Genomic DNA, 25,563 nt, shown 5'->3' on the forward strand with positions numbered 1-25,563 from the left:
AATCGTAAATCGTAGATCGCAAATCACTTATCGTATATCGTACATCCCATATCGTACATCGCACATCGTACATCGTATATCGTATATCGTACATCGTACATCGTACATCGCATAACGTAATTCGGAAAAAATTCACCACCGAGTGTAACCTTTTGTATTTTTCTGACTATATAGAGTGAACACCAACTAAAGAACATTATCTCTTGAGCGAGACAGACGAAGAATTAATGGCCCGGGTTGCCGGTGGAGAATTGAGCGAGCTGAAAACGCTTTTTGAAAGGCATCATGTACACCTTTACAATTTTCTGTATAAAATGTCCGGAGATAAAATGCTAAGCGAAGACATTGCGCAAGAGGTTTTTTACAAGATAATGAAGTATCGCAGTTCCTATAACAATGGCAAATTCATATCATGGATGTTTACCATAGCCCGTAACAGTTTGTCATCCCATTACAAAATGACAAAGGGAAATTACACCGGATTGGAAGGGCTGGAGCACAAACTTACAGAGAGCGGATCTGTTCAGCGGGAAGACTACTCTCACTTGCAAAGCGCCCTCAACAGCCTGAGCAGTACAGATCGGGAATTATTGATCATGAACCGTTTTCAGGAAATAAAATACCAGGAATTGGCGGAAATAATGGACTCTACGCCTGGCGCTATAAAAACGAAAGTGAGCAGGGCAATGAAAAAATTAAAAAAAATATACTTTGAAAATACGATAACATGAAAGAGCAACAGGTTTCGGATCTCTTAGTAGACTACCTGGATGGCAACCTCGATGCTAAAGAGGCTGCAATGGTAGCCAAACATCTTGAACAAAGTCCAGCCTTACGTGCGGAACTTGAGGAAACGAAAAAACTCCTCAAAGCCTTCAAAGAGGAAAAAACCGCGGAGCCTTCAGACCGGCTGAGATCAGGTTTTTACCAGATGCTGGAGAAGGAGATGGAGAACGATGGGGTGCGGAAGATCACTTCGGCCAGCAGACCAAATACATTTCATTTTTTGCGTATCGCAGCCGGGATTGCATTGCTTTTCGGATCATTCCTGCTGGGTATGCTCTGGCAATCCAATGATTTTGAATCGGAGATCGCCTCTCTACAAACTGAAAACCAGGAGTACCGGCAAACCGCCATGCTCTCTCTTATGGAGAACGGTTCTGCCAGCAGGCGAATACAGGGAGTGAGTTATGCGGAAGAATTGACCGCTCTGGATCCGGAGATACTGGAAGCCCTGATCCGAAGAATGACAGAAGACAATAATATCACCGTACGACTTAGTGCCCTGGAAGCCCTGAGCAATTTCACCCAGTCCGAAAAGGTTAAGGATGCGCTCATCGCAGCCCTGGAAACTGAGCAGGATCCCGGCATGCAGATCCAGATCATACAAACCCTGGTAGAGATCCAGGAAAAGAAGGTAGTATCACCAATGCAGGAACTACTCGAAAGTAATGAGACGGAACCCTATGTAAAAGAGCATATAAAATCACTATTACCAAATATTATATAATCAAAAAGCGAACAGTCTTGATTCCATGTCCGGAAAGTAAGTAAGAGTTAATAGGTGCCTGGTACCTCACCTGAGACAGACATCTTTTCGGAAAGTGAATCTGACGTTCAAAAATCATTAAAATCAAATCAGATGAAAAAAGTAAGATTGACAATTATAGCATGTATCATTGGTTTCATAGCCATGGCCCAGGAAGACTACACCAGGTCTTTAAACGGAATACAGTGGGTAAAGATCGAGTCCAATGCAAACATGAAGATCCGCACTCACAGCAAAAACGAACTGCTGATCAAGGCTAATGAGCCTTATAGGATCCCGGAAAAAGCCAAAGGGCTAAAACTGGTAGGTGAAGGAGGTACGGATAACACAGACGTAGGTTTCTCCGTGCTGCAGGAAGGAAACAACCTGATCGTAAAGAACCTTCAAAAATCAGAAGAGGCAGAGATCTATCTTCCGGCCAGCCAAAATATCAGTGTAAAAAGCAAGTGGTCCGGAAGCATATACATTGCCGGTTTTAGCGGAGAAGTGGAAGCCAGCGCCCTTCTCAATGGCGGGATCGAAATAGAAGATGTCAGTGGTCCGCTAACCGCAAACAGCCTTAACGGAGGGATAGAAGTGAGCTTTAATACGGTCAGTCAAAGCGCTCCGAGCTCTATTTCTTCTACCAATGGGGAATTGGATATTAATCTGCCCGCAAACACTCCGGCAAACCTAACCCTTGGCACGGTAAACGGAGAGATCTACACCAATTTCGAGCTAAGCGTACCCGACAAAAACGGGCTTCGGGCTGTGGTCTCAAGAAAGGTAAAAGGAGCCATCAACAATGGAGGTGTAAAGATACAGTTGAGCACTACCAACGGAAATATTTATTTAAGAAAGCAATAATCAAAAAAGGAACTATCATGAAACAATTAATCATCGCCCTGCTGGCACTGGCCACAACCCTACCGCTTACTGCCCAGCGAATCATTGAAAAAAGCCTGGATTACAAAAATCAGGTTGTTGAATTGGAAGTTAAATTCGCATCGGAAATCGAGGTAAAAACATGGGATAAACAATCTGTTTACTTCAAAGCAGACCTTACCACCGAAGACGGCAAATATTTGGACCAGTACGTTCTGGATATCCGTGAGGACGACCTGAGAATCGAAATTGCCTCCAATGCCAAACCGTTGTTTAAGAAATTCCAGCAAGAGCGGGAGAAGCTAAACCCCGGGAAAAAGGACTACTGCTGTTACGATTTTGATTACGAATTCAATTATACGCTTTACGTGCCTAAAAATGCCCGCTTCTCGGTGAATAGCATCAACGGGAATTTAAAGGCGGAGCTTATTGAAGGTGACTTCACTGCCGACCTCATCAATGGGGATATCGAGATACAACAATATTCCGGCGATCTGGACCTCAGCACCATCAACGGAGCCATAGATCTTAAAATGAGGAATACCACTATGACGGCGGAAACCATTCACGGGAATATCTATGCAGATGAAAAGTTAGAATTGGTGTCCACTGAACGTCATGTTGGACAAAAGGTCCGCGGAAGTTTTGACAATGCGGACAGTAGCCTTCGTTTGAATACCATTAACGGTAATATGTACCTTAGGCTATAAACACGTAAAACTAAAAAGAGGGGTGTAAAAGGTAATACCTAAATATGTCACATCGAAGGCAGCCGAGATGGATAAGACGTACGGTTAAAATCTTCCCGACTTCATGTCCGCTAAGACTGGCCAGGGACACTCGAATGGACAAATTACCTAATACACCCCTTTCTTTTCTTAAACCTGGCTCATACCGCCGTCAATGGACAACTCAATGCCATTTACGTAACTGGCCTCATCCGATGCGAGAAAGAGTACCCCATCTGCAATCTCCTTAGGCTCTCCAAAGCGTTTTAGGGGATTTTGAGCAGCGAAACCCTGACCCATATCACTGACCACTTCTTCGGGCATTCCCATCTTGTTGTATATGGGCGTGGCGATAGGCCCTGGCGCCACAGAAGTCACCCGGATCTTACGGGGTGCTAATTCTGTGGTTAATACCCTGGCATAGGCGCGTAGCGCTCCTTTGGTAGCGCTGTAGACGGCCCCGCCTTCAAATCCTTTCTGGTGGACAATAGAGGTATTGAAGATGATGACCCCACCGTCTTTGATATGAGGTATGGCATATTTTACAAGAAAAGCCGGACCCTTAACATTGATGTTGAACTGGGTGTCAAAATGATCCTCATCTATCTGTTCCGCAGCTGTAAAGTATGCGACTCCCGCATTGGCAAAAACTGCATCGAGCTTACCATAAGCCGCCACGGCTTCTTCCACTAATCTCTGGTTGTCTTCAACTTTGGCCTGATCCGCCAAAACAGCTTTAAAATCACCTGTAAGTGTCTGTGTCACTTGGTCCAGAGCTTCCTGTCGCCTTCCTGAAAAAACCACTTTTGCTCCTTCCGCCAGAAAACCCTTTACGGTTTCAAGGCCAATCCCGGAATTCCCTCCGGATACTAATACTACTTTGTCTTTAAACTTATTCATTTTTATGGATTTTAATTGTTATAATTCTGGAATTATCGTTTCAAAATATGTCAAAAAAATTATTTCAGTACACTTATCACATTATGGATCAGTTGTCTTAAGACCTCTTCCTTCTTTACCAGTATCCCGGTAATACGAAAGCCCTGAAATGCGCTCAGGATGTAATAGGCATAACTCATACTATCTTCTTTGTTGTTTATCAACCCCTGCTTCTGCCCTTCACTTACCAATTCCTGAAATGTACTCAATTGGTTTTCCTGAGTATCCAACAACCATTTCTTTACGGAAGCGTCCTGATTGCTCATTTCCATTTTGCAATTCAAGATAAAACACCCTCTCTCCTGCTTATCCCCAAGGATCTCAGGTAAGAAGCTTTCAAATATCTGCTGGATCGCGTCCAGGGGGTCCTTCGCTTTTAGAAGTGCCTTCTGAAATATTCCGCCGGTCTGTTTCTGATAGCTCTTTAGGGTTTCCTCATACAGATCCATCTTAGAACCAAAGGAGTTGTATAAACTGGATCTGTTCAATCCGGTTCTGTCCACGAGATCCTGCATGGAAGTACCGTTATAACCCTTTTCCCAAAAGAGGTTCATCGCCTTTTCCAAAACCAGCTCCCTGTCAAATTCTTCTGTACGGGCCATATCCGAATTTTTTGCTAAAGTATATTGAAATTATCGTTCCAAAAAAGAGTTTAACAAATATTTAGTTTTTGTAGACCTCAGATAAAGCGGGTAATTATTGTAGAATCACTTTGATCTCACTGCTTTTATGCAGTGGAATGGAGCACTCCTTGAAGCTGGGAGGTCCAAAAGTTTTCATTCTGGCATTGGAAAAGCCTATATCCTCTTTGGGAATCCCCAACCAGTTGGTGTCCAGTTCGTTGTTCCCATTTTCGTCATGAAAAATAGCCAGGGCGTATTCCCCTTCAGGAAGGTCCTCAATAAGCAGGCGCGTAGTCCCTTTTTTCGCCTGGGTGCTATCTGATTTATAGACCTGATCGAACTTTAAAAAGCCTTTGGCCTCTTTATAGACGGCCACGCTTATATTGCCTTCAGAGTTCTTTACACCCTGTACCTCAACAGAGAGTGTATTCTGTGCGCTTGCCAAAATGGGGAAGGTCAGGAGCAGAAATAGGATATACTTCATATGGCAGTTTTGTTCAATCTATTGGTTAATTCATTTTTGGGCCGAAAGTTGCGCTTTCACAGAATCCATTTTAGCTGTTAAGATCTGATAGGTTTCAACAGTTTCCAGGGAATCCGAAAAATTAATATAGAGCTTTAAAGAATCCGAATGTACCACCTTGATCTTAGGATGCAAAAGATTATCTACATAAACATGCACCGTATTCTCCGGATTGAGGGAGTCCTTAAAAACCCCTTTCTCTTTTTCCCAGGCGGAAAACCCATTAATGCGCTCCATTTGAGGGATCCTCTCCACCATTTTCACCGAATCTATTGCTACATACTGCACTTCTTTGTAATAGATCCCGGATAAAATGCGAAGGTGATCCTTCTCAACCTTAACCCAATTTTTATAATGTACGATAAAGGCAAGCCCGCAGATCACGATTGTGAGCACAATCAGGATATTCCATAACCATTGTCTTCTCTTTTTCGGCATTTCAGCGGTCTTGATTCTATTTAACAAACGTGAAAATAAGTTAAAAATTTTTGCGCGACTGAAAAAGATCCTATCCCGCTATGCCCCTCCAAAGTAGATGCTGAGGAACAGGAGGGTATCCATATAGACATGTGCCATGATAAGGATGATCAATCGTCTTCCCAATGCCAAATAAAAGACAGCAAGAGCTATGCCCATAAAGGTAGTCTGGAAGACCCCTACCAATCCCCAGGTATAATGTGCTAAGCCAAAAATAATCGCACTAAACACTACCATTAAAAGCTTTTGGAGCCTGAAATTCTTAAAGAGCCTGCCGAGCCTGTCCATCAAAAAAGCCCGGTAAACCAACTCTTCACCAAATGAAGAAACCAGGTATACCCCAAGCAAGGAGAGCAACAAAAGTCCGGGGCGGTCTTTGAAATAGTTGTACCCGCTTGTATCCGTATGTGCCGGAAGATCAAAGAGCAGTGGAGCAAGTGCGGAGGCCAGTATAAAAGCCGCTAGCGCGGTAACAAAGACAGGTACTGACCACATTAAGGCCTGCAAGATCTTTTTAAACGTATTGGTCTTTACGGCAAAACCCAGGTCTTTCAAAGGTTCTCCCCTGAGCCACTGGCCGAGGCATACCATTGCAATCATCAAAACATTGGCACCCCAAACCACCGCCTGTGCACGTAAAGGGTGCTGATGGGTTGAAGGTTTAAAGAGTTCTATAATCAAAATTACTGACCCGAATACCATAAGGAGTTCGATCAGTGATGACATGGGGTTCTTCTTGAACCATTGTTCTACGCGATTATCCCGCCTCTGATGATGTATCTTTTCCATCCTGTTTACTTTTTAAGTTCAGTCTCAAAAGTATTAGGATATATGTCTGGAATGGTTCTACTTCAGGAAAGCGAACCCTTTTTCGCGCGTTTTCTAAAGGTCTCTCTGTATTGGGTAGGGGTGCTATGGGTCGATTTTTTAAATACGGTATTGAATGAGGACTTGGAAGAGAAGCCCACGGCGTACATGATCTCCTGTATGGTCATCTTATTTAATGGATCCTTGAGCAGTTTTTTGGCCGCTGCAATACGGTAGGAGTTGACAAAATCAAAAAAATGCTGGCCAAAGGACTGATTTATGGTCTGGGAAAGCTCTTTAGACGTAATATTTAAGGTCTCAGCCACCTCACTTACACTGAGGTCCGGATTCAAATACAGTTCTTCCGCTTCCATTTTTCGGGTCAGCTTATCTGCATAGCCCGTTCTTTGAGTTTCTGTAAGCCCTGAACCGGAATATTTTTTGTCAGGGAATGGGACTATAGAAAACAGCTCAGGTTTGTTTAAAGCTTTGAGTATTACCCGGTTTATGAAATAGAACAGGAAAAGTACAAACCCGAACAACGGTATGCCCAGGTAGGTCTTGTAAGAAGTAAAAGGGGTCAGGGTCAATACCAGCCCGAGAAACCAAACCACAATGAAGGAATTGATCACAAAGTGCAACCAATTCAGATTTATACGTTTTAGATTGGAATACCGCTGCCGGATAAATCCATCGTAGGAGATCAATATTCGTTTAGACCACCAAAGGTATAAAGCTCCGTGTAGATAACAGATCAGCAATATCGCGGCTATCCCTACAGGTACCCTGGCCTCTGCGACCGCGCCAAGTGAACTCTCGTATGAGCCCTGTGCCAGGGAATAGATTCCCAGCAAGCCAGCGAAACAGATGAAAAACGGTATAAAATGTCGCCATTCCTTTCTGCTCATCCTAAAGGAATCATATACCACCGACCTGGTATACAAATGGAGCAAGGGGCCAAAAAGCAGTATGAACGAGTCGTCTACCAACAAAAATAAGGGCAGAAAGGATCTTACCCCGTTTATTTGCAACAGCATGTCCGTAACGTTGATCGCCAGGAGCAGAAAAAAAACTCCAAGCAGAAGGTTACTTAACTTCTTCCCCTTTTTAAGCGTAATCAGAAAAAAGGTAATGAAGAAAAGCTGAAAAGAGACCAGCAACGACAATATGGCGGTGACATCCAGGGACATTGATCATCTACTTCCTGTACTTATCCAACCATGCAATGGTATGCGCGATCTTGCTGATAAGATTACTGGGCTTACTTGCAATACCATGACTGGCCCCGGGGATCTCCACCAGAACAGTTTCAATTTTACGCAGCTTCAGGGCGTGGTAAAGTTGCTTGGCCTCACTGGGAGGAGTTCTGAGGTCGTCCATACCCACCATCACCATCGTGGGTGTTTCAATATTACCCACAAGGGATATGGGCGAAAACTTCCAGTAACCTTCAAAGTTTTCCCAGGGTTGGCCGGGATACCGGTGATTGGCATAATAGAAATAATTGTCTGCTACCAGGGTTTTACTAATCCAATTCATAACCGGCTTGGCTACAACGGCCGCCTCAAACCTATTGTTCTTTCCGATTATCCAGGCAGACATGATGCCTCCTGCACTTCCCCCGGTAACAAAGAGCTGATCTTCATGGGCAATCCCTTTTGAAATACAATAATCCACTCCGTCCATGACATCGTCATAATCCTGCCCTGGATAATTATTGTACAACAGGTTTCCAAATTCTTCCCCGTAACTCGTACTTCCTCTTGCATTTGGATAAAAGACGATATAACCCGCGGCAGCATACAACTGCATTTCCGTGGAAAAGCGGTCTCCATAATTCGAGATTGGCCCTCCGTGATTCTCTACCAGGAATGGATATTTCTTATTCGCGTCATAGTCAGGTGGATAAACTACCCATCCTTGAATATCGCGTTGATCATATGAAGATTTGTACCAAATCTCTTCTACCCTGCCCAGGGTCCGATAATCAAGCAGGTTCTTGTTCAGTGTGGTGATTTTGATGGCCCTTTTGGCCTTAGGCCGGACTACGGCTATCTCGGCAGGATATTCTGGTCTGCTGTGCGTATAGACAATGGTACCGTTCCGGGACAGGCTGTAACTTCCACCGGCATAGGGCCTTCCCAGGGTTGTACCTCCCAGGTCATCGGCCAGTTTGCTAAGCTTTCCATCCAGACTGATATAGCCGATCTTGGTGTTGCCCTTGTCGTCATAAGTAAAGTAGATCCCACCGCTTTTATTGTCCCATTTGAGGTTTGCCACACTTCTGTCCAAAGATTCAGACAGCACTTTTTTACCGCTGCCATCAGCATTCATTAGATGGATCTTACGAACCTGGTATGCCTGCACCTGATCTTCGTAACCAATGTATGCCACAAGCCTGCCGTCCGGAGATACCGCTGGAGCCGTATCCGGTCCCTTCCGGTCCGTCAATTGTTGGATCTGACCATCCTCTACATTTACCGTATATACCTCGCTGTTCCTAAAGTCGTATTCCCAGTCAGCATTCCGGTTTGCCGAAAAATAAATGCGGCTACCATTTCCGGACCAGGAAAGAGGTCCCCTGTGGTGATAGTCTCCCGAGGTGATTTGCCGGGGGGCGCCACCGCTGGATGGTACAGTAAAAATATGTGTAAATCCGGGCTTTATGTATCCTTTCCCGTCTGCCTCGTGATACAGCCTGTCTGTTATTCTAGGGGCATCGGCCCATTTCGCGCCTTTGGGCTTTTTGGGAATTTTAGCGAGTACCGGAGCTTTTTTCTCCACATTCATGGTGAATGCCAGCTGATCTCCTCTCGGAGACCAGCTCAGAGATCCGGGGCTGAATGGCAACTGCGTCAACCTCGCAAAATTTCCGGTATTTACCCAATATATATAGATCTCCGAACCCTCTTCCGTACTGCTGACAAATGCGAGACGATCTCCGGTTGGAGACCATCGGGGGCTGGATTCGTTCGTTTCCCGAGAGGTCAGTTTCTGATGTTGAGAACCGTCGGTTTTTATACTCCATAGATTGCCTACTGCCCGGTCCTTCATAATATCGAACCCCATTCTTCGATATACGATCCATTCTCCGGAAGGATCTATCTGAGGATCGGAGGCGTATTGCAATTTAAACACATCCATATAGCCAAAAGCAGCTTGTTGCGCGGATACGGTCAACGTAAGTATGAACGCCGCCAGGCTGAGAAGTACTGTTCGCATAGTCTTGAATTTTAGATTTTGATTGCTGTGCTCATAAAGGTAATACTTCGGGAAGACTTTCCGGCTCGTGGCAGGATTCCATTCAACTTCAAAAAAAAAACAGTTGATTCCCCGGATAGCGATGGCTTATTCACTATATTTAAAAACGGTCGGGTTTCGGCCTTGAAATCATTAACTTAAAACTTTGAAAATGAAAAAATTACTTTCTGCAATCCTATGCCTGTGTGCCCTGGGTACTTTTGCGCAGGATAACCTGGTTCAAAACAGTATTAACGGAATGCTGGATTTCAACAACGAGCGATTTCTTTCACTGGTGGAAGCCTTTAGCGAAGAACAAATGGAGTGGAGACCAATGGAAGGGGTGCGTTCTGTAGGTGAAACCGTCCTTCACACTGCCGGGGCCAATTACTTCCTGGCCTCCAAAATGGGTTTCCCACCTCCGGAGGATGTCGATATGATGAAACTTGAGTCCATTAAGGGAAAGGAGAACATCATCGCGGCCTATAAAAAGTCTGCTGCTTTCATTAAGGAAAAAATAGGCGCTGTAGAATCCGGAAAATTAGGTGAAGAAGTAGATTTTGGATTTGCCAAGATGAGTAACTTATCCGGCTTACTGGTTATCCTGGAACACAACGGGGAGCACAAAGGACAGCTGATCGCCTATGCCCGTTCCAACGGAATTGTTCCTCCCTGGAGCGTACAACAGAACTAAAACTTTTTTTAAAGAACGATACCGTCTGTGCCTTGCGCTCAGGCGGTTTTTTTATCCCAGGCCCACATCCAGGGCCATCATGATAATAAAACCCCCGATAAATCCCATGGTGGCGATATCCGTATACTTGTCTTGCTGTGTCTCCGGGATCACTTCTTCTACCACTACAAAGATCATTGCCCCTGCCGCAAAGGAAAGAGCGTAAGGCAGAATAGGTTGAAAGGTCAACACGGCCCAGGCCCCGAGTACGGCTGCCACTGGCTCTACAATGGCAGATGCCTGCCCATAAAGAAAACTTTTATAACGCGTAAGCCCGTGCCTTCTTAAAGGCATGGCAACTGCAAAACCTTCAGGAAAATTCTGAAGTCCTATCCCGAGGGCAAGCGCAACGGCCCCGCCAATGCTCGCGCCGTCAAACCCCGCGGCTACACCCCCAAAAAGTACCCCTACGGCAAGCCCTTCCGGAATGTTGTGAAGAGTGATAGCCAGGGTGAGAAGGGTTGTTCTTCTCCAGGGTGTTTTGATCCCTTCCTTTTCGCTTTCTTTAAAATTGATATGGAGATGGGGGAGGATTTTATCCAGTGCGAATATAAAAGCAGCTCCGAGTAAGAAGCCAACGGCTGCCGGTACGACCTTGAGAAAACCATCTCCCGGGCTCATTTCGATACCCGGTGCCAGCAGACTCCAAAAGCTTGCGGCTACCATTACACCTCCGGTAAACCCGAGCATACCATCGAGTACCGCCCTGTTCATTGTCTTAAAAAAGAAAACCAGTGCCGCGCCTGATGCGGTTAATCCCCAGGTAAACAGCGTGGCGTACAATGCGGCCAGTACAGGATTGATTGATTCGAAATAGGCGATAACATCTGCCATAATTATTCTTTTAGTTTCACGTAAAGGTTAGAAGCGATCTGATCTGAAATATGCATACTGCGGTCACCGATCTGAATGTGCAGGGAACCGTCAAATTCTTCCTTATCCAATACGGTGATTTCATCGCCAAGGGCGATATTGTTTTTGTCCAGAAATTTTAGAAATGGTACCGATGAATCCCGTACTCCCACGCAGACACCTGTACTCTTTAGAGGAATTTCCGTCAGAAGCCGCTTGGCGGTCTCGTCAAACTCCCCGTCTTTGGAAGGGATAAGATCCCCATGCGGGTCATATCTCGGAAATCCCAGCAGCTTGTCTAACTGGTCAATGAGTTTTTCACTCTTAATATGTTCCAATTGTTCCGCTACTTCGTGAACCTCATCCCAGGCAAAATCCATTTTCTCCACCAGAAACACTTCCCACAACCTATGCTTGCGTATAATGGAAAGGGCCGCTTTCCGCCCTTCCTTGGTAAGAGATACCCCCTGGTACTTGCGATAGTTTATCATGCCCTTCTCAGCTAACCGCTTTACCATATCCGTAACCGAAGAAGGCTTGGTATCCATTTGTTCGGCTATGGCACTTGTGGTGACAGCCTTATTGCCTTTTCGGGCCAAATGGAATATTGCCTTGAGGTAATTCTCCTCGGATCGGGTCATAAAAAATAATTTTAACAAATGTACATTTTTATTTATAAAAACAAATTTTTAGATTTGTCTAAAATATATTTTTGCCTTGTTTAAAGACAATCACTTCAAAGGGCTGGTAATCGTCCTGCTTTTCATATTGGCAGGACAGCTGCTTAGCGCCCAGGAAATAGGCGTTAGCGGTGTTGTTAGCAGCAATGGTACCGCCGTACCTTTTGCCAATGTATACCTGGAAGAAAAAGGTATAGGAACCTCAACGGATGAGACCGGGAGCTTCACCTTTAATCTCAACACGGCTGGCAAATACACCCTGATAGTATCGGCCATTGGTTACCGGGACCATCGGCAGCGCATCCAGCTTCGGCAAGGACAGTCCGCTCAGTATGACATAAATCTGACACAAGGAGCAGAGCAACTGGAGGAAACTGTGGTTACAGGAACATTAAAGCCGGTAAATAGACTGGAAAGCCCCGTACCTGTTGAGGTATACAGCCCTACCTTCCTCAAGAAGAATCCCACTCCAAGTATTTTTGAAGCACTTCAGAATGTCAACGGGGTAAGGCCACAGATCAATTGTAATGTCTGCAATACCGGAGATATTCACATCAACGGGCTGGAAGGACCATATACCCTTGTGCTCATAGACGGCATGCCTATAGTCAGCGGTCTTGGTACCGTTTACGGCCTTTCCGGCATCCCCAATTCCCTGATAGAACAGATTGAGATCGTTAAAGGTCCCGCCTCTACCTTATACGGCAGCGAGGCTGTCGGAGGGCTTATCAACGTCATCACCAAGAATACACTAAATGCCCCCGAATTCTTTGCGGATGGCTTTGTAAGCGGTTGGGGTGAATACAACCTTGATGCAGGCGCAAAAGTAGAAATGGGGAAAAATACGGATATGCTGCTCGGGGTAAATTACTTTAATTATGATACCCCAATAGATAACAACGGAGACAATTTTACGGATGTCACCCTGCAGGAACGCATTTCTATCTTTCAAAAATGGAATTTTAGGCGGAAGGATTCCAGAATCTTCTCCCTCGCCGGTCGTTTTTTCTACGAGGACAGATGGGGTGGTGAAATGCAATGGACCCCGGAATTCCGCGGCGGAGATGAAATTTATGGAGAAAGTATCTATACCAGGCGGTGGGAGGTGCTTGGTAAATACCAACTGCCGTTGAAGGAGAAGTTTTTGCTGTCGTTTTCATACAATGACCACAATCAGAATTCCGTGTATGGAGATCTGCCTTATCTGGCCGATCAGCGTATTGGTTTTTCTCAGCTCACCTGGGATAAGACCATGGGAAAGCACGACCTGCTTATTGGGAGCGCTGTGAGATACCAGTATTACGACGACAATACTCCCGCTACTACGGACTTACGAGGGAATGAGCCCGATGAGGTTTGGATCCCCAGTATTTTTGTGCAGGACGAGATAGATCTCGGCAAGAAACATTCGCTCTTGCTCGGATCCCGATACGATTACGACCAAAGGCACGGATCCATTATCACCCCGAGAATGGCCTACAGATGGAAAGTGGGTGAGAACGATATTCTCCGCCTCAATGCCGGGACAGGATTCCGGGTGGTAAACCTTTTCACGGAGGACCACGCCGCGCTTACAGGGGCCAGGGATGTTATCATAGCAGAAGCCCTTAGACCGGAAAGATCCATCAATTTCAACCTGAATTACCTCAAAAAAATATACTCGGATAACGGTACATTTATTGGAATAGACGCCTCAGCGTTTTATACGCATTTCAGCAATGTGATCCTTCCGGATTACGACACGGATCCCAACCTTATCATTTACGACAACCTGGATGGCAGATCCGTTTCCAGAGGAGTAAGTGCAAACCTGGATATCGCATTTGCCAACAGCCTGAAATTCCTGCTTGGCGCTACCTTGCAGGACGCGAGTAATACCGAAGATGGGATTACACGGCGGCAGATCCTAACAGAGCGTTTCACCGGGACCTGGAACATATCCTATACGGTCCCCGGTTGGCGATTGGCCATAGATTATACCGGCAATCTGTATGGACCTATGCGACTGCCCACCCTGGGTCCCCTGGACCCAAGAGACGAATATTCACCTACCTGGAGCATTCAGAACATTCAGTTTACCTATAAAGGACTTCCGCAATTTGAGATTTACGGCGGTGTGAAAAACTTGCTGGATTGGACCCCCAACCGGGGGAATCCCTTTATTATTGCCCGGGCCAATGATCCTTTTGACCGGGAGGTTACATTTGACGCGAACGGGAATGCCGTGGCCACGGCCGATAATCCCTTTGCCCTAACCTTTGATCCTACCTACGTTTACGGGCCTAATCAGGGGATCCGTGGATTTTTTGGTATGCGCTACCGCATTGACTGATTACTAGCCGCCTATTTCGTATTTTTGACCACCAAGATCCAGGGGATTAATGGCAGATTTTGATTATATCATCATTGGAGCGGGTGCGGCAGGTCTGATGCTGGCCGATGCCTTGGGTTCCGAATCGTATTTCAGTGGGAAATCCATACTGCTACTAGACAAAGATGAAAAAAAATCCAATGACAGAACCTGGTGTTTTTGGGAAACAGCACCCGGCAAATTGGATAAATTAGTCCACAAATCCTGGCCTGACATAATCTTCAAGGCAGAAAACTTCTCTAAGCGCCTTCCTATAAATCCCTATTACTACAAAATGATACGGGGTTCAGACTTTTACAGCGAGTATTTTAAGAGGCTACAGCAATACAATAAAGTTTCTTTTAGCAATGGGGAAGTGCTGAATGTCTCTGAGGAAGCCGAAAGCGTTGTGGTGAGAACAACAGCACACACCTATACGGCAACCCAGGTCTTTAACAGCATTTTTGACTATAACATTCCAAAAGCTCAGCACAAATACCCGCTGTTGCAGCAACATTTTATCGGTTGGTTCATTAAAACAGATAAGGCCGTTTTCGACAAGGATGCCGCCACATTTATGGATTTCTCTATCGCTCAAAAAGGGAATACCCGCTTTATGTATGTTTTGCCCTTTGCACCGGATGTGGCCCTGGTAGAGTATACCTTGTTTTCTGAAGAACTGCTGGAAGATGCGGAATATGAACATGCCATACAGGAATACCTCAAAGCAGACCTCGGGCTGGGTTCTTATGAGATCCTGGACAAGGAAAAAGGTAATATACCGATGACCGTATTTGATTTTACAGCCCTGAATTCAAACCGTATCTTAAATATCGGGATTGCCGGAGGCTGGGCCAAAGCCAGTACAGGCTTTACTTTTATGAATACCCGAAAAAAAGTGGCAGCCCTGGTAGATCATCTAAAAGCTGGCAAGGCACCCGGAGAATTCAGAAGTAAAAGTAAATTTCGCTTATACGATATGCTTTTACTGGATGTGTTGCACAGAGACAACCAGCTTGGATCTGCGGTTTTCAGATCACTTTTCCAAAAAAGGGATCCCAGGCTTGTATTGAAGTTTCTGGATGAAGACACCAATCTCTGGGAAGATCTAAAGGTAATCACTGCCTGCCCTACCAAACCCTTTTTGAAAGCCCTGCTTAAAAGGCTTTTCTAAGTTTATTTTCCTTTTTCAAATCACCTGAATTAAGTGCCTTTCTGTTGCATAGATCATATTTTAGGATAAGTAAGATATTTTTTCCTAAATTTACGAAACTAACAACCTTAAGTACCTAATCATATGAATAACCAAACAAATGCGTGGGGAAATTGTGTATTTCGCAATTCCTCCAAGTTGACCTTGTTCTTCTTTTTTAGTGGATTTTTGTTTTTCGCCCTTCATGCGCAAACTACCGTTACAGGTAATGTTACCTCTGCGGGGGACGGAGTTCCGCTTCCCGGAGTATCTATTGTAGATGTTAACGATCCGACTACAGGTGTAGTTGCGGATTTTGATGGTAATTACTCTATTACAGTTGCTGACGGGAATACCAGTTTGCGGTTTAGTTCGATAGGCTATAAGACCATTGAAATTGCAGTGAACAACCAAACTACTATTAATGTGGCCATGGAAGAAGATGTTGCCAGTTTAGATGAAGTCGTTGTCGTAGGTTACGGTACGCAGAAGAAGGCTACGGTTACCGGTGCGGTTACCGCCGTACAGGGACCGGTGCTGGAAGCTTCCCCTGCGGTAAGTGTTTCTAACTCCCTTGCCGGTAGATTACCGGGGGTTGTTATTATCCAAACAAGTGGTGAGCCAGGTAATGACGAATCCAACATCAGTATTAGAGGTACCAACACACTGGGAAACAATCAACCTCTGGTGGTTATCGATGGTATCCCAGATCGAGATGGAGGTTTGGGAAGGTTAAACTCTTTTGATATTGAGAATATTTCGGTACTTAAAGACGCCTCGGCTGCAATTTACGGTGCAAGGGCAGCGAACGGCGCCATCATTATAACTACAAAACAAGGCAGGTCTGGTAAGCCGACCATCACCTATGATGCCAACTTTGGTTTGAACCAGCCCACAATTATCCCGGACATGTCCAATGCCGTGGAATATGCCAATATTATGAATGAGTTGCCGATATACAACAATATTCCGGTCAGCGAATGGGCAGCGGCCTCTGCAGCCATAAGGTCAACGGGCACTTACACCTCTCCCACCCCCGGGATTGGTACTATTAACGCTCAGTTCAGCCCTGCGGATGTTGAAGGTTACAGGACCGGGGCAGATCCATGGCTCTATCCGGACACGGATTGGTTTGGTGACACTTTCCAGGACTGGGCCTCCCAAAGCAGGCATAATATTTCTATCCGTGGAGGTAGCGAAAACATCAAATACTTCTCCTCTATCGGTTATACGGACCAGGATGCCTACTACAAGAACTCGGCAAACCGATATCAACAGTACGATTTCAGGATCAATACGGATATCAAGATAAATGACTATGTCAGTACCAAGCTGGGTTTTGCTTATAGAAAGGAAGACAGGGCTTTCCCTACTGAAGGTGCCGGAGCCATCTTTAGAATGTTGATGAGGGGAAGACCTACCGAACCTGCCATCTGGCCAAACGGACTGCCGGGGCCGGATATTGAGAACGGACAACAGCCGGTAGTAGTAACTACCAATGCCACAGGTTATGACAGGCAACCGACGGACTACCTTCAATTCACCGGTTCGGTAGACATTACACAGCCCTGGATAGAAGGCCTCAAATTAACCCTGCTCGCTGGGGTAGACCAGGCCCAGGAACGTCAGAAAAAATGGGAAACTCCCTGGGAACTCTTTTTCTTAGATAGGGAAACATATATTGCCACAGGAGAGCCGATTTTAGAAGGCGCCATCCGTTCAAACTTTACGGATGCCCGACTTACACAGGGATCCATTAATCGATTGAACACCAACCTCACGGCTTTATTAAATTACGACAGGACGTTCGGAGATCATACGATCAACCTATTGGCCGGGGTAACCCGTGAAGAATTCAACAGGGAATTTTTCCAGGCATTCCGCCGGGAATTTATCTCCGATGCGGTAGACCAACTGTTTGCCGGTGGTGCCACTCAGACTACGGATGGTAGTGCCTTTAAACGCACCCGATTGGGTTATTACGGAAGAGCGCAATACAATTATAAGGAGAAGTATCTGGCTGAGTTTATCTGGCGCTATGACGGATCTTACATCTTTCCCGGAGCAGACAGATTTGGGTTCTTCCCTGGATTCCTTGCCGGTTGGAACATCTCTAACGAAGATTGGTTTAATGTAGGATTTGTCGATTACCTGAAATTAAGAGCCTCTTACGGACAAATGGGGAACGATCAAGTGGCGTTTGACATCGATGGGGATGGTGAGATCTCAGATGATGAGCTTCAGGAATTTGCCTTCTTATCCACCTACGACTTTGGGGAATTCCCTATAGACGGACAAGTGGTCACTACCCTTCAGGAAACCCTGCTTGCCAACCCAAGTTTTACCTGGGAGCGGGCTAACAACTTCAATGTTGGGCTAGACGGTATCATTTTGAATGGAAAGTTGAGCTTCACCCTGGAGTACTTCCTAAACAAGCGGGATCAGATCCTGATCCGTGAAACCGGATCCACGCCTGGATCATCCGGAATTTCCAATCTGCTTCCACCGGTAAATGCCGGAAAAGTGGATAACGAAGGATTTGAATTTAATATAAACTACTACGGTGGCAATCCGGATGGGTTTAAATACGATTTTGGGATCAATGGTGGTTATGCCAAAAACGAGGTAGTCTTCCTGGACGAGATCCCAGGAGCGCCCAGCTATCAACGCCTGGAAGGTAAACCTATTCGCTCCTATCTGGTCTACGAATCAGATGGTGCCTTCTTTGATGAGGCAGATATCGCCAACAACACTTTGGACTACAGTGCGGTAACCCCGGAGCTTAAACCCGGAGACATGAAGTTCAAGGATATTAATGGAGATGGAGTAATTAACGCGGACGACCAGGTGAGGTTGGAAGAAAATGATACACCGAATTTTAACTTTGGTGCTACTTTTAATGCCTCCTGGAAGAATTTTGATCTTAATGTACTCTTTCAGGGAGCAACCGGTTCCTCAATCCGAATATTTACGGAATCAGGTGATATCGGTAACTATCTGAAGTATTCTCATGACAATAGATGGAGTATAGATAACCCTAGCAGGGTCCACCCAAGGTTAGCCAGTAGAGGTGACACCTATTACACTGGTGGAGATTTTGGAAATAATACCTATTTATTGTTCGGTAAAGATTATATTCGTCTGAAAAACATTCAGTTGGCTTATAATTTCCCCGCCAAATGGATAGATCAGTTCGGATTGTCTCAGTTCAGGGTATTTGTAAGTGCTTTGAATTTGTTTACGATCGCAGAAAATGATATTTTCGATCCAGAAGCAACAAACAGCGCTGGGACATACTACCCTCAGGCTAGGGTAATTAACACAGGATTTAGTTTAACGTTTTAATAAATCAGTTATGAAAAAAAGAAGATTAGCAATCTGGTTTACGACAGTGCTTCTCATTCTTGTGGCTTGTAGTGAAGATTTTCTGGACACCGAGCCACTGGACAAGGTGTCAGCCGATGCCACCTGGAGTAATGGAGCCTTGTCTGAAGCCTTTGTTTTCAACGTATATTCTTATCTGAATTACGGTGGATTTGAAGAAGAAGGGCTTTCTGCTATTACAGATGAAGCCATGTTTACACACTCTGGTAGGGGTATCAATGTGATCACCGAAGGTACTTTGAGTGATGCCGGTACTGGAAATAACAGAATAGTTCCACAATGGGATGAGTTGTTCCTTGCCGTAAGACAGGCGAATATCGCCATCCAGGAATTACCAGAGTCTACATTTAATGATTCGGACCTGAGAGACAGGCTTTTGGGTGAATCCTTATTTTTAAGGGCATTCTACTACCATCAATTGATGCGGTATTACGGCGGTGTTCCGCTTATAGATAGGCCTTATGAATTAAATGAAGACTATTCAATCGCAAGAAATACCTTTGCGGAAAATATTGATTTCATTGTTGGTGATCTGGATCAGGCAACTACCTTGCTTCAAGGCAAGCCGGAAACACCAGGCCGTGCTTCCATGCTAAGCGCCATGGCCCTCAAAGCAAGAGTGCTATTATATGCGGCAAGTGACCTGAGAGATGGACCTACGGCAAGCGCTAACTCTAGCGTATTAGGAAGCTATGCAAATTTGGAATTAGTAGCCTACCCTTCCGGAGACCGAACGGCTCGTTGGAATGCTGCTAAAGCCGCGGCAAAAGCGGTATTGGATGCCACCACCGGATACAAACTGGACCTTGCTGCCCCGGTATCCGCTGAGGAAGGTAGGAATAACTACATTTCTATAGCCATGGGTGGAGGAAGCTCAGTAGGTGATGCCGCTGCAAGAGCGGAATTGCTCTTTGAACGCACACATACACCACTGTTTACTGTAGAAAGCGGTTGGCCCCTCGGAGGAATTCACCAGGGTATCAATAATGGCCCCAATGGGTATCACAACTGGGCCGGAAATACGCCTATCCAACTACTGGTAGATGATTATCAGATGATGGATGGCTCAGATTTCGACTGGAACAACCCAACCCACGCGGCGGATCCATACGCCAACAGGGATCCGAGGTTCTATGCCACGGTATTGTACGACGGCGCAGACTGGAAACCAAGACCCTCTGATGTTGCAGGGATAGACCCGGTAGACCAGATCCAAAGTGGAGCGTATGACGACGGCAGTGGTGGAATAATCCCCGGAGTGGATACCCGCGAATCACCTATTGAGAACTGGAATGGAAGCCGTACTTCCTATTATGTCCGCAAGTTTATTGACCCGGATCCGGGACTGGTAGACAATCAATCCAGTGCGCAAGTGGTACCATGGCCGTTCATAAGATATACGGAAATGGCTCTGAATTACGCTGAGGCCTGCCTGGAGACTGGTGATGAAGGTGAGGCCCGAACCTGGCTCAGCAGAATAAGATTCAGGGTAGGTATGCCAGAGGTTACGGAATCAGGTGCTGCTCTTATGGATATTTATAGAAATGAGAGACGTGTTGAGCTGGCCTATGAAGAGCACCGCTTTTTCGACGCCCGCCGATGGATGATCGCTGCGGAAACCCTGGGTAGAGGAATTAAGGTGATGAATGTTCAGGCTACGCTTAAAGCCGGCCAAACGCCTCATGTACCCTACAGGCATGACAAAGATGTATATGATTATACCTACACCGTAGTGGATAATACAGAAACTGAAACCCGAACCTGGGACGATAAAATGTACTATTTCCCAATCAGTAGAGACGAACTTAACAGGAATGAACTACTGGTTCAAAACCCGGGTTATTAAGGTATTTTTTTCTTATTTGAATAAAAGATCTACCTCTGCTTTGAGGTAGATTTTTTTATTTTTATTCATTAAATGAAAAAACTGACACCGTTATATTTGTTGGCCCTATATGCCTTCTGTTGTATTCAGGTCGGCTGTAGGCGGCAGGGAGAGAACACCAAAGAAGATCCACCCGATACTGTATCAAAAGTCTTTACCCTGTTGTCTCCGGAGGAAACCAATGTGCACTTCCAAAACCAGCTCAAAGAAAGTCTTAATGCCAATGTCCTTGTTTATGAGTATTTGTATAACGGAGGAGGTGTAGCCGCGGCAGACTTTAACGGCGATGCCTTGGTAGACCTGTATTTTACTTCTAATATGGGCGAAAACAAATTGTATATCAATGAAGGTGGATTAAAGTTTAAGGAAGTTACGGCTTCCTCCGGCGTCAGTGGAAGGCCCGGCCCCTGGAAAACCGGTATTACCGCTGCCGATGTAAACGGGGATGGCAGGTTAGATCTCTATCTTTGTTACTCCGGGGCACTGCCGCCGGCAAAGCGACAAAACCAGCTTTTTATCAATACGGGAAATAAAGATGGCAACATCCCCGTATTTGAAGATCAGGCTGCAAAGTACGGGCTGGACAGTCCGGCCTTTAGCAACCAGGCACACTTCTTTGATTACGACCAGGATGGAGACCTCGATGCACTGTTATTAAATCACAATCCCAAATCCTTACCCATTCTCAATGTTGCGGCAACTAAAGAATTCCTGAAAAAGGACGATCCTTTGCAAGGCGTTCGTCTTTACGCTCAGCAGAACGGCACTTTCAAAGATGTTACACAGGAAGCCGGAATCAGTGGTTCTGCCCTTACCTATGGCTTAGGGCTTGGCATTAGTGATATTGATAATGATGGCTGGCAGGATTTCTATGTATCTAATGATTATGCCGTTCCGGATTATCTGTATATGAACAATGGCGATGGCACTTTTACGGACAGGATAAAGGAAAGCATGGGCCATATCAGTCATTTTTCCATGGGTAACGATATTGCGGATATCAATAACGATGGCTTTCAGGACATCATCACCCTGGATATGTTACCCGAAGACAACCGAAGGCAAAAGCTACTGCTTAGCCCGGACAACTATGATAAGTTCGACCTGAATGTAAGGAGTGGTTTCCATTACCAGTATATGCGAAACATGCTGCAACTCAATAATGGAAACGGTACATTCAGTGAGCTGGGACAATTAGCAGGGATTTCGAATACGGATTGGAGCTGGGTGGCTCTGCTCGCGGATTACGACAATGATGGTCTAAAGGATCTGTTTGTTACCAATGGGTATTTCCGGGATTACACCAATTTGGATTTTATCAATTATATGGACAACTATGTAAAATCCAAAGGAAGGTTACAAAGAACGGATGTGTTGGAGATCATTGAGGAAATGCCTTCCTCCAATGTCACTAACTATCTTTTTTCCAACCAAAATGGCACTTTGTTTTCAGATAAAACAGCTGCTTTTGGCCTGGATCAGCCAAGTAACAGCAACGGTGCGGCCTATGCCGACCTCGATAATGACGGAGATCTGGACCTCATCGTTAATAACATAAACAAAGCCGCCGCTATCTACAGAAACAACAGCTCAGACGATCAAAAGAACTATCTGCAAATAGCGCTAAAAGGAGAAAAACAGAATACCCAAGGCCTTGGAAGCAAGGTGGTGATCCATCACGGAGGGCAAATGCAAAAACTGGAACAAATGCCAACCCGGGGCTATCTATCCACAGTTTCTTCGGTACTGCACTTTGGCCTGGGAAATAGCACGAAAATAGATTCACTAAGGGTGCAATGGCCTGGAGGGAAAAAGCAAACGCTTGTAGACATCAGCGCAAATCAAAAACTGCAACTTGAAGAACGGAACGCAGAAGAAAAAAACATACGTACTACAGCAAGACCATCTCAATTCCAGGAAGTACCCTCACTAATAACACATACAGATCAAAACATTTCCATAAACGATTTTAAGCGTCAGCCGCTACTGCTTTCACAGTTCTCGCATATGGGTCCTTGCCTGACAAAAGGCGATATAAACAACGACGGACTGGAAGATGTATTTGTAGGAGGCTCTAAAGATCAGAGCGGATCCCTGTTTATGCAGTTAGAAAATGGCAGTTTTAGGAAACTCAACACTAACTTTCTGGAAGCAGATGCCTCCAGACACGATGCGGATGCCCTCTTTTTTGATGCCAATGCAGATGGATTTCAGGACCTTTATGTTTCCAGTGGCGGCTATCACAACTTTGAGCCTGAAGACCCACTGCTACAAGATCGTTTGTACCTGGGAGACGGCAAAGGAGATTTTTCCAAAAGCCCTGGCTCACTTCCAAAAATGCGTTCCGGCAAAAGCTGTGTAGTTGCTACAGATCTTAATGGGGATGGCGCTCAGGATCTCTTTGTGGGCGGGCGGATAGTTCCGGGTAGGTATCCGGAAACGCCCGGTAGTTATTTGCTCATAAACGATGGCAAGGGCAATTTTTCGGACCATAGCCATGACCTGACCCAGGGCCTCTCCAATATCGGCATGGTCACCGATGCGGTATGGACAGACCTGAATAATGATGAACATGAAGATCTTATTGTGGTTGGGGAATGGATGCCCGTTACGGTTTTTATTAATAAGAATGGAAAGCTCGAAAATGAAACGCTGAACTATTTTGATCAGCTTTACCAGGGTTGGTGGAATACGATCAGCCTGGGTGATTTTAACAACGATGGAAATGTTGATCTCGTGATCGGCAATATGGGATCGAATATCCAGTTCAGGGTATCTAACGAAAGGCCTGCAGAACTGCTCTATGCCGACTTTGACCGTAATGGCTCTGTAGACCCCTTGTTTTCCTATTACATAAAGGAAACGAGCTATCCTTACCTTACCCGGGATGAACTGCTGGGGCAACTCACCCATTTGCGCTCCAGGTTTACCAGTTATGAAAGCTATGCGGATGCCGGCATCAAAGATATTTTATCAGAGGAGGACTTAGCAGCCGCCAAAAAGCTAACAGTTAATCATCTGGAGACAGCTTTGTTTTTAAAAACTTCTGAAGGAAGATTCAAAATGGCCGAACTACCTTTCCAGGCACAGTACTCACCAGTTTATGATATATCGGTATCAGATTTTGATAAAGATGGAAATACGGACATGCTCCTTTTCGGCAACAACCACCATTTTAAATTGAGATTGGGAAAATTCGATGCTAACTACGGTATATTTATGAAAGGAAAAGGCGACGGGAGTTTTGATTATGTCAATCAGTTGGATTCCGGCCTTGAAGTCCGGGGGGCTGTCCGCAGTTCTCTCATCGTAAATGATCGATTATACCTCAGCGCTCATCAAAAACCTATTAGTTCGTACCTTATAAAACCAAATCCAGATAGCTTATTATGAATACCCGATTATACCGGCATATAACCTGTATCCTGATCCTGATTGCCTTACTCATCTCAGCCTGTGAAAGAGAGAAGGAACTCTCAGAACAGGACGTTGCCCTGGAATGGGCAAAAATGTCTCTGTATATCACCCAATATACTCCTGCAAATTCCCCTACATTCGCCTCCCGAGGATTCGGATATATAGGACTGACTATGTACGAGGCCATAGTTCATGGCTACGATACGCATCATTCCATCGCAGAGCAGCTAAACGGATTAAAAGGGCTTCCAAGGCCTGAACAGGATAAGACTTATAATTGGGTATTGGCCATGAATGCAGCCCAGGCAGATATTTTAAAAAGCATTTATCTCCAGACTTCAGAAGAGAACAAACAGCGGATAGATTCGCTGGAGAATGCGGTTTATGAACAGTATTCTAAAAAAGTAGGGGACGAAGGAATTGCTGAGCGGTCTGTGGCTTTTGGCAAATCGGTCTCCAAAGCTGTATTTGAATGGTCCAAGACCGACGGTGGCCACAGGGGTTATCTTAGAAATTTTGATAAGAGCCTGGAACATCCCGAAAGGCCGGGCTCGTGGAAACCACCCTTGTTTGCACAATCCTTCAGTCACCATCCGCTTCACCCGCATTGGGGCAAAAACCGTACATTCCTGGCAGTTAACGCTACCCTGCCCATCCCGGAAATGATCCCTTACGATACTATTAAAGGCTCTCCGTATTACGAACAATTCATACAGGTTTACAAGAAAGACCTGGAATTAACCCAGGAAGAGAAAGAAGCCGCGATCTGGTGGGGAGATGATCCCGATGTAAGCTTTACGCCTCCTGGTCATTCCTATTATATTACCACCCTGGCGGTAGAACAGAAGAACCCTTCCCTGATCCGTTGTGCCGAGGCCTATGCCAAGGTCAGCATAGCCGTCGCGGATGCTTTCATACAATGCTGGAAATGGAAATATCACTTCTTTTCTGAAAGGCCCAATACTTTTATCCCTGAGCATATTGATCAGGAATGGGAGTCCTTTTGGCCGGATCCTCCTTTCCCTTCCTTTCCATCAGGACACGCTATCCAGGCCGCTGCCGCAGCCACCACTCTGGAAGAAGTTTTCGGAAAGGAATTTCATTTCGTGGATCGGGCTCATGAGGGCAGGGAACGCGATGAAGTGAGGGACACTGATTTCGTGATCAGAAGTTTTGATTCTTTTTGGGCAGCGGCACAGGAAACCGCAGACTCCCGCTTCTACGGAGGAATTCATACCCCTCAGGATAACGAAGTTGGACTGGAGGAAGGAGCTAGAATAGCAAATAATGTAGTCTCACTTAAATGGAAAACAGATTGAA

General features: G+C 45.4%; 20 protein-coding genes. 11 read left to right on the plus strand and 9 right to left on the minus strand.

Annotated features, from left to right (window positions below):
- Positions 1–203 precede the first annotated feature (203 nt).
- From GTQ38_RS02035 to GTQ38_RS02050, 4 genes are all read left to right on the plus strand, one after another.
- Positions 204–731: an RNA polymerase sigma factor gene (locus GTQ38_RS02035; RefSeq protein WP_161433552.1), complete on the plus strand. Its 528-nt coding sequence runs from the start codon at positions 204–206 to the stop codon at positions 729–731.
- The gene (locus GTQ38_RS02040) at positions 728–1,510 is read left to right on the plus strand and encodes a HEAT repeat domain-containing protein (RefSeq protein WP_161434050.1); all 783 of its coding nucleotides are present in this window, start codon (positions 728–730) and stop codon (positions 1,508–1,510) included. The genes GTQ38_RS02035 and GTQ38_RS02040 overlap by 4 nt, the downstream gene beginning before the upstream one ends.
- 132 nt (positions 1,511–1,642) lie before the next feature.
- Positions 1,643–2,395, plus strand: coding sequence for a DUF4097 family beta strand repeat-containing protein (locus GTQ38_RS02045; protein ID WP_161433553.1), 753 nt, complete (start codon positions 1,643–1,645; stop codon positions 2,393–2,395).
- Positions 2,396–2,412: 17 nt separating this feature from the next.
- A complete protein-coding gene (locus GTQ38_RS02050; protein ID WP_161433554.1) occupies positions 2,413–3,123 on the plus strand; it encodes a DUF4097 family beta strand repeat-containing protein in 711 nt (236 codons plus the stop codon).
- A gap of 168 nt (positions 3,124–3,291) precedes the next feature.
- On the opposite strand, the gene GTQ38_RS02055 is transcribed toward GTQ38_RS02050, so the two are convergent.
- From GTQ38_RS02055 to GTQ38_RS02085, 7 genes are all read right to left on the minus strand, one after another.
- The gene (locus tag GTQ38_RS02055) at positions 3,292–4,041 is read right to left on the minus strand and encodes an SDR family oxidoreductase (RefSeq protein ID WP_161433555.1); all 750 of its coding nucleotides are present in this window, start codon (positions 4,039–4,041) and stop codon (positions 3,292–3,294) included.
- 59 nt (positions 4,042–4,100) lie between these two features.
- Complete coding sequence (locus GTQ38_RS02060; protein ID WP_161433556.1) at positions 4,101–4,682, minus strand: TetR/AcrR family transcriptional regulator; 582 nt, start codon at positions 4,680–4,682, stop codon at positions 4,101–4,103.
- A 94-nt stretch (positions 4,683–4,776) separates the two neighbouring features.
- Positions 4,777–5,187, minus strand: a complete 411-nt coding sequence (locus GTQ38_RS02065) for a DUF2141 domain-containing protein (RefSeq protein WP_161433557.1) — start codon at positions 5,185–5,187, stop codon at positions 4,777–4,779.
- A gap of 30 nt (positions 5,188–5,217) precedes the next feature.
- Positions 5,218–5,664: a hypothetical protein gene (locus tag GTQ38_RS02070; protein ID WP_161433558.1), complete on the minus strand. Its 447-nt coding sequence runs from the start codon at positions 5,662–5,664 to the stop codon at positions 5,218–5,220.
- A gap of 78 nt (positions 5,665–5,742) precedes the next feature.
- On the minus strand, positions 5,743–6,492 hold the full coding sequence (locus GTQ38_RS02075) for a CPBP family intramembrane glutamic endopeptidase (RefSeq protein WP_161433559.1): 750 nt from the start codon (positions 6,490–6,492) through the stop codon (positions 5,743–5,745).
- A gap of 62 nt (positions 6,493–6,554) precedes the next feature.
- The gene (locus tag GTQ38_RS02080; RefSeq protein ID WP_161433560.1) at positions 6,555–7,700 is read right to left on the minus strand and encodes a helix-turn-helix domain-containing protein; all 1,146 of its coding nucleotides are present in this window, start codon (positions 7,698–7,700) and stop codon (positions 6,555–6,557) included.
- Positions 7,701–7,707: 7 nt separating this feature from the next.
- Positions 7,708–9,732, minus strand: coding sequence for a S9 family peptidase (locus tag GTQ38_RS02085; protein WP_161433561.1), 2,025 nt, complete (start codon positions 9,730–9,732; stop codon positions 7,708–7,710).
- Positions 9,733–9,922: 190 nt separating this feature from the next.
- Here GTQ38_RS02085 and GTQ38_RS02090 point away from each other — a divergent pair, with 190 nt between their 5' ends.
- Positions 9,923–10,444 carry a DinB family protein gene (locus GTQ38_RS02090; RefSeq protein ID WP_161433562.1) on the plus strand — a complete coding sequence of 174 codons (522 nt, stop codon included), beginning with the start codon at positions 9,923–9,925 and terminating at the stop codon, positions 10,442–10,444.
- Between the two features lie 51 nt (positions 10,445–10,495).
- Here GTQ38_RS02090 and GTQ38_RS02095 read toward each other — a convergent pair whose 3' ends face one another.
- Both GTQ38_RS02095 and GTQ38_RS02100 read right to left on the minus strand, forming a co-directional pair.
- Positions 10,496–11,317 (minus strand): ZIP family metal transporter, encoded by an 822-nt coding sequence (locus tag GTQ38_RS02095; RefSeq protein WP_161433563.1) that lies wholly within the window; start codon positions 11,315–11,317, stop codon positions 10,496–10,498.
- A gap of 2 nt (positions 11,318–11,319) precedes the next feature.
- Positions 11,320–11,976, minus strand: coding sequence for a metal-dependent transcriptional regulator (locus GTQ38_RS02100; RefSeq protein WP_161433564.1), 657 nt, complete (start codon positions 11,974–11,976; stop codon positions 11,320–11,322).
- Between the two features lie 76 nt (positions 11,977–12,052).
- Here GTQ38_RS02100 and GTQ38_RS02105 point away from each other — a divergent pair, with 76 nt between their 5' ends.
- From GTQ38_RS02105 to GTQ38_RS02130, 6 genes are all read left to right on the plus strand, one after another.
- Positions 12,053–14,347: a TonB-dependent receptor gene (locus GTQ38_RS02105; protein WP_394350951.1), complete on the plus strand. Its 2,295-nt coding sequence runs from the start codon at positions 12,053–12,055 to the stop codon at positions 14,345–14,347.
- A 49-nt stretch (positions 14,348–14,396) separates the two neighbouring features.
- Positions 14,397–15,539, plus strand: a complete 1,143-nt coding sequence (locus tag GTQ38_RS02110; protein WP_161433565.1) for a lycopene cyclase family protein — start codon at positions 14,397–14,399, stop codon at positions 15,537–15,539.
- Between the two features lie 123 nt (positions 15,540–15,662).
- Positions 15,663–18,902 carry a SusC/RagA family TonB-linked outer membrane protein gene (locus tag GTQ38_RS02115; protein ID WP_161433566.1) on the plus strand — a complete coding sequence of 1,080 codons (3,240 nt, stop codon included), beginning with the start codon at positions 15,663–15,665 and terminating at the stop codon, positions 18,900–18,902.
- 10 nt (positions 18,903–18,912) lie between these two features.
- Complete coding sequence (locus GTQ38_RS02120; protein ID WP_161433567.1) at positions 18,913–20,787, plus strand: RagB/SusD family nutrient uptake outer membrane protein; 1,875 nt, start codon at positions 18,913–18,915, stop codon at positions 20,785–20,787.
- 72 nt (positions 20,788–20,859) lie between these two features.
- A complete protein-coding gene (locus tag GTQ38_RS02125) occupies positions 20,860–24,219 on the plus strand; it encodes a VCBS repeat-containing protein (RefSeq protein ID WP_161433568.1) in 3,360 nt (1,119 codons plus the stop codon).
- A complete protein-coding gene (locus GTQ38_RS02130; RefSeq protein WP_161433569.1) occupies positions 24,216–25,562 on the plus strand; it encodes a vanadium-dependent haloperoxidase in 1,347 nt (448 codons plus the stop codon). Before GTQ38_RS02125 ends, GTQ38_RS02130 begins: the two co-directional genes overlap by 4 nt.
- Position 25,563: the final 1 nt, after the last annotated feature.

It is taken from the genome of Poritiphilus flavus (genome assembly GCF_009901585.1).
Taxonomy (GTDB): domain Bacteria; phylum Bacteroidota; class Bacteroidia; order Flavobacteriales; family Flavobacteriaceae; genus Poritiphilus; species Poritiphilus flavus.